Genomic DNA, 8,071 nt, shown 5'->3' with positions numbered 1-8,071 from the left:
CGGATAAGACTTGCGATGAAGTGCCATCCAAGCCTTTGAATCCATTCGGACTCTCAAGTCCATAACAGCCTCTAGGCCGGCGCGGCCTGTGCGCCGTTATCCTCCGCCATGCGGATCTGGACCAGCAGCAGGACGAGCGCGGCGAGGCCCGAGCCAAGCGCGAGCAACATGGAGGTGACGCCCCGCCCCGCCCCTGCCGCAAGCAACTGGCCCGCGAGGAAAGGGCCGAAAGCCGCGCCGAATCGGCCGAAGCCGATCACCGCGCCCGTCCCCGTCGCCCGCAAGCTGGTGGGATAGACATTGGCGATGAGCGCATAGAGGCCCACCACGGCGCCGTTGGAAAGAAAGCCGAGGAGGAAGGCCGCGACCTGCAGGAGCAGGAAATCGGCCGGCACCGCCCCGAAGATGCTGACCGCGATCGCCGCGCCCGCCAATCCGAAGATCACCAGCGGCCGCAGACCAAGGCGGGGCGAGAGGAAGCCCAGCGTCAACCCGCCGGTCGCCCCGCCCATATTCATCGCCACCGAGACGATCGTCGCGCGGGAAGGATCGAAGCCCAGCGCCACCACCAGCGAAGGCGCCCAGCCCAGCGCATAATAGAAGGTCATCATGTGGAGACCGTACATGAGGATGAGCGCGATCGTCATGGTGCGGTAGCGGTCGGCGAACAGCGCGCCCATCGACGCCGTGGGTTCGTGCGACACGGCGATCCGCCCGGCAAGCGGCTGGCCCAGCCGACGCAGGATCGCGTTGATCCGGGCGAGCGCATCGGGGCCGCCGCGCGTCGCCAGCCAGCCGATCGATTCGGGCAGGAAAAGCAGAACGAGCGGGACCATCAGCGCGGTGGCCAGACCACCGAAGAGGAAGATCGATTCCCAGCCATGACCGCGCAGCAATTGCGCCGCGCCCCAGCCGCCGACGATACCGCCGACCGGATAGCCCGCCGCCATGATGCTGACGGCGAGGTCGCGGCGAGACCGGCTGGCGAACTCCGCCGCCATAGCGTTGATCGCGGCGAGCATGGCGCCGAGGCCCAGCCCGGTGAGCGCGCGCAGCAGGCTGAGCATGACGACCCCGGTGGCGAAGGCGCAGGCGATCATGCCCGGGATGATGATGGCGAGGCAGAGCAGGATTTGCCGCCGCCGTCCGATCCGGTCGGCGAGTTGCCCGAGCGTCAGCGAGCCGATCACCATGCCGACCAGGCCCATCGACACGATGGCGCCGACCGCGCCCGGCCCGATGCCCCAGTCCCTGGCGATGCCCGGCGCGGCGAAGGTCACGGCGAGAATGTCGAAGCCGTCGAGCGCGGTCAGCAGGAAGCAGATCGCGATCGCAACATATTGCAACGGGCGCATGGGATTGTCGGCCAGTATGGCGCGCGGATCGTCCGCGGGCAGGCTGGCGCTGGGCATGATCATCATCCTCTCCCGATCTTTTGCCGGCATTGTATGCTGATGACACAATAAGCCAAGCTCAAAAATCCTCCGTTTCCGTCCCGCCATCTCCTGAATGGCGATCGGCCCTAGTGACCCGAATCTGAAGTTCGCCACATTGATCCGACAGGGCTGAGCGAACTTCAGATTCAAAAGGGCCACTAGTAAATATTTGATTNAAGCCAAGCTCAAAAATCCTCCGTTTCCGTCCCGCCATCTCCTGAATGGCGATCGGCCCTAGTGACCCGAATCTGAAGTTCGCCACATTGATCCGACAGGGCTGAGCGAACTTCAGATTCAAAAGGGCCACTAGTAAATATTTGATTCTAGTGTGGTTTATGGATTTGAAATACGCTCCGCCCTTGCCTGCAATATGTGGCGTATTTCAAATCCACCACACTAGGGCAGGATGACATCAGTCTGAATCGTCATTGCGAGCGAAGCGAAGCAATCCACTGGCGCTCCTTTGGATTGCTTCGCTTCGCTCGCAATGACGGGGGGATCAATGTGAAGCCATCATACTCCGGAGCGAGATCAGCGCGTCCAGCGCGAGGGCGCCCTCGCCCTGCGGATAGACGATCACCGGATTGAGATCGACTTCGGCGATGGCGGGGGTGGCCGCGATCATCCGCCCCAGGCGCTGGACCATGTCGGCGACGGCAGCGATGTCCATGGCGGGCGCGCCGCGAAAGCCGTCGAGCAGCGGCGCCATGCGCAGCTTGCGGATTTCGGCGACGATCGCGTCGCGCGTCAGGTCGGGCGGGAGCAGGCGGACATCGTGCAGCAGTTCCGCCGCGACACCGCCGAAGCCCACGAGGATGGTCGGTCCCCAATGCGGATCATTGCGCGCGCCGACGATCAGCTCGACGCCCTTGGCCGCCATGGCTTCGACCAGCACGCCGTCAAGCGCGAGTCCGGGGCGCGCGGCGGCGAGATTGGCCATCAGCCGGTCCCAGCCCTGCCGCACCGCCCGCGGATCGGAAAGATTGACGATGACGCCGCCTGCGTCGCTCTTGTGCGGCAGCTCGGGCGACTGCGCCTTCAGCACCACGGGATAGCCGAGGCGATCGGCGGCGGCGACGGCCTCGGCCGCGCTCTGCGCCAGTGCGAAGGCGGGGAAAGCAATGCCCTGTGCGCCCATGATCGCCTTGGACCGATATTCCGGGATAGTGCTGCCGACCTGCGCCAGACCGGCGATCGGCCGGGCGTCGAGCGGGGCGACCGCGTCGTCGCGCTGACGATGGGTGGCAATGCGAGCCACTGCGCGCAGCATCCGTTCGGCGGTGGGCAGATAGGGGACGCCCGCCTGCCGGAGCGCGGCGAGATCGTCGGCGAAAACGCCGCCGCCTTCGTCCACGCCGCCGACGAGGATCGGCTTGGCCAAAGCATGTTCACGCCCGATGGCTCTGAGCGCGTCGAGCACGGCGGCGAACTTGACATGCGAGGCGCCGGTGTCGGTCTGGATCAGGGTGAGGAGGATGGTGCCGATCCGGTCGTCCTGCGCCAGCGCCGCCAGCGTGCGGCGGTAGAGGCCGGGATCGACAAGCGCCTGCGCGGTGATGTCCAGCGGATTGGTGACGGGGACGAAATCGGGCAGAGCCGCGCGCAGCGCCGGGCTGTCTTCGTCGGTGAGGGGCGGCAGGTCGAGGGCGACGGCTTCGGCAAGGTCGAGCATCATCGCCTTGAACGCGCCCGATTCGGCGATCACCCCTGCCCCGCCGGTCCCGGCCCTTGGCGAGCGGGCGAGGATTTCGACCACATCGCCCAGCTCCTCCAGCGAATCGACCAGAATGACGCCGGCGCGTTGGACATGGACGGCCATGATCGCATGGTCGCCCGCCATTGCGCCGGTGTGGGTGGCGGCGCTCGCCGCGCCCGCCGCGCTGCGGCCGGGATGGAGCAGCACCACCGATTTGCCCGCGTCGCGGGCCGCGCGGGCGGCGGCGAGGAAACGGACGGGGTCGCGGACATGTTCGGCGATCAGGGCGATGACCGCGGTATCGGGCTGGTCGACCAGATAGGCGAGATAATCCTCGATACCGCTCGCCGCTTCATTGCCGGTGGAAATGTAGCAGCTCAGGGGCACGTCGCGGTGGATCATGGTGGTCGCCAGCACGGCGGCCATCGCCCCTGATTGCGAGACGATGCCGACGCGGCGGTCGCCCAGCGCGCGCGCGTCAGGCATTGCGATGAAGGTCAGCGAGACATTGTCGCGGAAATTGACGAGGCCCAGGCAATTGGGGCCTTCGACCACCATGCCGGTTTCGCGGGCGATGCGGGCGATCTCCTGCTGGTCGGCCAGACCCTGCGGCCCGTCCTCCGCGAAGCCGGCGGAGAAGATCACGACGGCGCCGACACCGCGCCGGGCGAGGCCGCGCATGGCGTCGAGCACGCCCGCGCGCGGGATGGCCAGGACAGCGACATGGACAGCTTCGGGCAGATCGTCGATCGAGGCGACGCAAGGCCGCCCGCCAATCTCGGCGCGCCCGGGATTGACCAGATGGATGGGACCGGCAAAGCCCTGCCGCAACAGATTGGCGAGGACCGATGCGCCCAGCGAGCCGGGCTTGTCCGACGCGCCGACGATCGCGACCGAGCGGGGCCGCAACAGCCGGTCGAGCGACGCGGCCGGGATCGGGCGATCCTGTCCCTCTGCTTTGTCCGGGCAAGCAGCTTCCATCTCGCGCACCCCCTCCTTGTCCGTCGAATCAATCGCCGATCGGAAATTATTGTGTGTTAGTGATACATTTATCGCAAGCCCAATCGACCGTCAGTCGACCGCGTCGTCCTCTTGTCCCGAACCGAGGCGATCCAGCAACGACCGGAGCGTGCGCAATTCATCGTCGCTCAGCCGGGCGGTCATGCGCGCATCCGACGCGCGTATCGCCTTCAGCATCGCCCGGAGCTGGACCTCTCCATGGGGCAGAAGGACCAGCGCGTTGGTGCGCAGGTCGCGACCGGGCCGCCGTTCGATCAATCCCTTGTCCACCAGGATGTTGACCAGCTTCATCGCACTCGACCGATTGATGCTGAGCGCCCGGCCCAGCGCCGTCTGGTCGCAGCCCGGATTGTCGCGGATCAGGATGAGGGCGGTCAGTTTCGCCGGCGAAAGGTCAAAGTCCGCCAGCGCGGCGCGCGCGTCGGCGTCCATGCGCAGATTGGCCCGCTGGATCTGATAACCCATCAGCGATTGGAGATCGGCCCCCTGTTTCATTCCATTTCCCTGCTTGATATTGTATCATTAGCGCACAAATATATGGTACAGCCAGCGGAGCCGAATTGCGATAGCCAATGCCGTCCGCGGCGCTGCACGACAGGAGAGCGGATTATGGATCATGAATATCGGATGCTGATCGACGGCGAGCTGGTGCCGGGCGTCGGTACGTTCGACGTGGTGAACCCGGCGACGGCGCAGCCCTTCGCCGCCTGCCCCAAGGCGGACGAGGCGCTGCTGGAGCGCGCGGTCGCCGCCGCCAGGCGGGCGCAGCCGGGATGGGCCGCGACGCCAGTGGGGGACCGCGCGGCGCTGGTGCTGAAGATCGCCGATGCGCTGGAGGCGCGGATCGGCGAGTTTGCGAGCCTTTTGACCCGGGAGCAGGGCAAGCCGCTGGACCAGGCCGGCTATGAGATCATGGGCAGCGTCTTTACCCTGCGCGCCTTCGCCGCGATGCGGGTGGAGCCGAAGGTGCTGAAGGACGAGGGCGGCAACAAGGTGGTCGAGCATCGGACCCCACTGGGCGTGGTCGCATCGATCACGCCATGGAATTTCCCGCTGATCCTGCTGATGAACAAGCTGGGACCGGCGCTGGTGACGGGCAACACGATGGTCGCCAAGCCCGCGCCGACGACGCCGCTGACCACCTTGCTGTTCGGCGAGATGGTGCGGGATATCCTGCCGGCCGGCGTGCTGAACATCGTCTGCGACCAGAATGAGCTGGGGCCGCTGCTGACCGGGCACAAGGATATCGCCAAGGTCGCCTTCACCGGATCGACCGCGACCGGCAAGAAGGTGATGGCCTCGTCCGCCGGCACGGTGAAGCGGGTGACGCTGGAGCTGGGCGGCAATGACGCCGCGATCGTGCTGGACGATGTCGACCCGCGCCGGATCGCGCGCAAGGTCTATCAGGGCGCGATGACCAACGCCGGGCAGATCTGCGTCGCGGTGAAGCGCGCTTATGTGCCCGCGCCCATTTATGACGATTTCTGCGACGAACTGGCGAAGCTGGCCAGGGAAGCGATCGTCGATGACGGCGCCAAGCAGGGGACGACCATCGGCCCGGTGCAGAACAAGATGCAGTTCGACAAGGTCAGCGCGCTGATCGCCGACGCCAAAGAGCGCGGCACCGTGCTGGCCGGGGGCGAGCCGCTGGACCGGCCGGGCTATTTCATCGCCCCGACCATCGTGCGCGACCTGCCCGAAGACGCGCCGCTGGTGCAGGAGGAGCAGTTCGGGCCGGTGCTGCCGGTGCTGAAATATGACGATATCGACGATGTCATCGCCCGCGCCAACGCCAGCGACTATGGGCTGGCCGGCACGGTTTGGGGCAAGGATGTCGAGCGGGCGACGCAGATCGCGATGAAGATCGACACCGGCACGGTGTGGGTGAACCAGCATCTGGCGATCGACGCCAATATCCCGTTCCGCGGGGTGAAGCAGTCGGGGCTGGGCGGCGAACTGGGCGAGGCGGGGCTGCTGGAATATACCCAGGCGCATATCGTCAACATCGTGGCGCTCGAAGACGCCTGACGCGCAACTGCGACCCGATCGCAAGAGAAAGGCCGACGAAGCATAGTGCTTCGCCGGCCTTCTTTTTGATATTTTCCACTCAGTCATGTCACATATTCGGAACATTCCATCGTGTCCGCATCATAGCCTCGATCTTCAGGGACACCCCTTATCGAGGAGCATAGGATGCCTTGCAGACGCATCGCCGCGGCCGCCGTCGGCGCCGTCACATTGACCATGATGGCGGCCCCGCTCAGCGCCCACGGCATCTGGTTCGCGCAGCGCGCCAAGCAACTGGCGCTGGTGTATGGCGTGGGCGCGGATGACCTGGATGCGATCAAGCGGCTGCCGCTGGTCAAGAGCGTCACCGGCTATGATGCCGACTGGGCGCCCGTCACTACCTCGCTCCGCGCAGCGGGCGCGATCCCGGTGGTCGACAGCGACGAGCCGGTCGCCGCGGTCGCCGCAATCATGGACTATGGCTATTGGAGCAAGACGTCCGACGGCGAATGGTACTGAGCGGCAATGCGCTGCGCGACAGATTCCCCTTCTTCGGGCCGGACGTGCTGGCGGGTTCCTATTCGGCGATGGACGGCCATGCCAATCCGCGCCTTGCCGCCCCCGCCTTCGCCCGCGCGGCGCAGACGCTGGGCGCGGTGGTGCATGAGAATACCAAGATCGTCGACGCGCAGAAGGTCGGCGAGGATTTCATCGTCACCGCGGCCGATGGTCGAACCTTCCGCGCGCCGATCTTGCTGGTGACGGCGGGTGCCTGGGGCAATGCGCTGTCCTCGCAGTTCGGCGAGCCGGTGCCGATCGTGCCGCGCGGGCCGAACATGAGCGTGACCGAACCGGTGCCCTATGCGATTCCCCCGGCGGTCGGGGTGATGACGCCGATCGAGGAGGAGACGGTCTATTTCCGGCAGGTGGCGCGTGGCAATATCGTGCTGGGCGGCAGCACGCGCGGGCCATCCTATCCGCAAGACTATCGGGCCTATGTGCTGCCGCAGAACACGCTGAGCCAGTTGAAGCAGATCCGCCGGCTCGCGCCGCAACTGGGCAAGCTCAACATCATCCGCGTCTGGTCCGGCATCGAGGGTTATATGCCCGACAGCCAGCCGGTGATGGGGCCGAGCGCGACGACGAGCGGGCTATATTATGCGTTCGGCTTTTCCGGGTCCGGCTTCCAGATCGGGCCGGGCGTCGGTGAGACGATGGCGGAGATCATCGCCAAGGGCGCGACGGATATTCCGATGGAGCCATATCGGATCGGGCGGTTCGCCAACCAGCAAGAATAGAGGGTTCACCGCGACGGAGGCCATTGGCGGGCAGCATGGAGCAGACGCAGGATGCGTATTTCGGCATCGGTCACATCATAAACCAATAGATAATTGCGGTGGACCACCAGTTCACGCGTCCCGACGACCCGTCCAGGCCGGCCCATGGCAGGATGATCGGCGAGCAGCGCCGCCCTTTCCGCAAAAAGGCCGTCGAGCCTGAGTGCGGCAAGCGGATTGCGGGCTTCGACATAGTCATAGATGGCATCGCGGTCGGCGACCGCCTCCGCCGTCCAGCGCGCCTTCATTGCCCGCGATCAAGCTTTCGCAGCGTTGCGGCTCGTCTTTCGGCAAAATGCGCCTCGACATCCTCACTGGACGTCATGGCCCCCGCTTGTGCGGACATGCGCCCGGCCTCGACCTGGCGCCGGAACCAGGCGTCATGCGTTTCCTCCTGGTCGTGCCGCACGACATCGCGCATGAAATCGCGCAGCAGTTGGGCGCCGGTGCGATCGCGGGCTTTGGCGACGCGCGCAAACTGGATTTTCAGCTGTTCGTCGACGCGGAAAGTGAAAGTCGCCTCATTCATTGCCATCACCATCCCATGTAACATTCACGAAGTGCAATGTAACACA

The 8,071-nt window shown here is 65.7% G+C and carries 8 protein-coding genes; 3 read left to right on the top strand and 5 right to left on the bottom strand.

Going from position 1 to position 8,071, the window contains the following annotated elements; translation table 11 throughout:
- Nucleotides 1-71: 71 nt before the first annotated feature.
- From AC58EF_RS13890 to AC58EF_RS13880, 3 genes are all read right to left on the bottom strand, one after another.
- Nucleotides 72-1,418 carry an MFS transporter gene (locus AC58EF_RS13890; protein ID WP_497276957.1) on the bottom strand — a complete coding sequence of 449 codons (1,347 nt, stop codon included), beginning with the start codon at nucleotides 1,416-1,418 and terminating at the stop codon, nucleotides 72-74.
- A 517-nt stretch (nucleotides 1,419-1,935) separates the two neighbouring features.
- Nucleotides 1,936-4,113 carry an acetate--CoA ligase family protein gene (locus AC58EF_RS13885; RefSeq protein ID WP_497276955.1) on the bottom strand — a complete coding sequence of 726 codons (2,178 nt, stop codon included), beginning with the start codon at nucleotides 4,111-4,113 and terminating at the stop codon, nucleotides 1,936-1,938.
- A 90-nt stretch (nucleotides 4,114-4,203) separates the two neighbouring features.
- Entirely contained in the window at nucleotides 4,204-4,647 is a 444-nt protein-coding gene (locus AC58EF_RS13880) for a MarR family winged helix-turn-helix transcriptional regulator (RefSeq protein ID WP_497276954.1), read from the bottom strand.
- A gap of 114 nt (nucleotides 4,648-4,761) precedes the next feature.
- On the opposite strand from AC58EF_RS13880, the gene AC58EF_RS13875 reads away from it, so the two are divergent.
- The 3 genes from AC58EF_RS13875 to AC58EF_RS13865 all read left to right on the top strand — a co-directional run bounded on the left by AC58EF_RS13875 (nucleotide 4,762) and on the right by AC58EF_RS13865 (nucleotide 7,457).
- Nucleotides 4,762-6,180 (top strand): aldehyde dehydrogenase family protein, encoded by a 1,419-nt coding sequence (locus AC58EF_RS13875; RefSeq protein ID WP_497276953.1) that lies wholly within the window; start codon nucleotides 4,762-4,764, stop codon nucleotides 6,178-6,180.
- Nucleotides 6,181-6,345: 165 nt separating this feature from the next.
- Nucleotides 6,346-6,678 (top strand): hypothetical protein, encoded by a 333-nt coding sequence (locus tag AC58EF_RS13870; protein ID WP_497276952.1) that lies wholly within the window; start codon nucleotides 6,346-6,348, stop codon nucleotides 6,676-6,678.
- The gene (locus AC58EF_RS13865; RefSeq protein WP_497276951.1) at nucleotides 6,669-7,457 is read left to right on the top strand and encodes an NAD(P)/FAD-dependent oxidoreductase; all 789 of its coding nucleotides are present in this window, start codon (nucleotides 6,669-6,671) and stop codon (nucleotides 7,455-7,457) included. Before AC58EF_RS13870 ends, AC58EF_RS13865 begins: the two co-directional genes overlap by 10 nt.
- A 5-nt stretch (nucleotides 7,458-7,462) precedes the next feature.
- On the opposite strand, the gene AC58EF_RS13860 is transcribed toward AC58EF_RS13865, so the two are convergent.
- Nucleotides 7,463-7,744, bottom strand: coding sequence for a type II toxin-antitoxin system RelE/ParE family toxin (locus AC58EF_RS13860; protein WP_497276950.1), 282 nt, complete (start codon nucleotides 7,742-7,744; stop codon nucleotides 7,463-7,465).
- Nucleotides 7,741-8,025 (bottom strand): CopG family ribbon-helix-helix protein, encoded by a 285-nt coding sequence (locus AC58EF_RS13855; RefSeq protein ID WP_497276949.1) that lies wholly within the window; start codon nucleotides 8,023-8,025, stop codon nucleotides 7,741-7,743. The genes AC58EF_RS13860 and AC58EF_RS13855 overlap by 4 nt, the downstream gene beginning before the upstream one ends.
- Between the last annotated feature and the right edge of the window lie 46 nt (nucleotides 8,026-8,071).

The sequence above is a fragment of the Sphingobium sp. WR1 genome (genome assembly GCF_059693745.1).
Note: the sequence above shows the minus strand (reverse complement) of the source record. Positions and strands in the feature narration are given on the sequence as shown.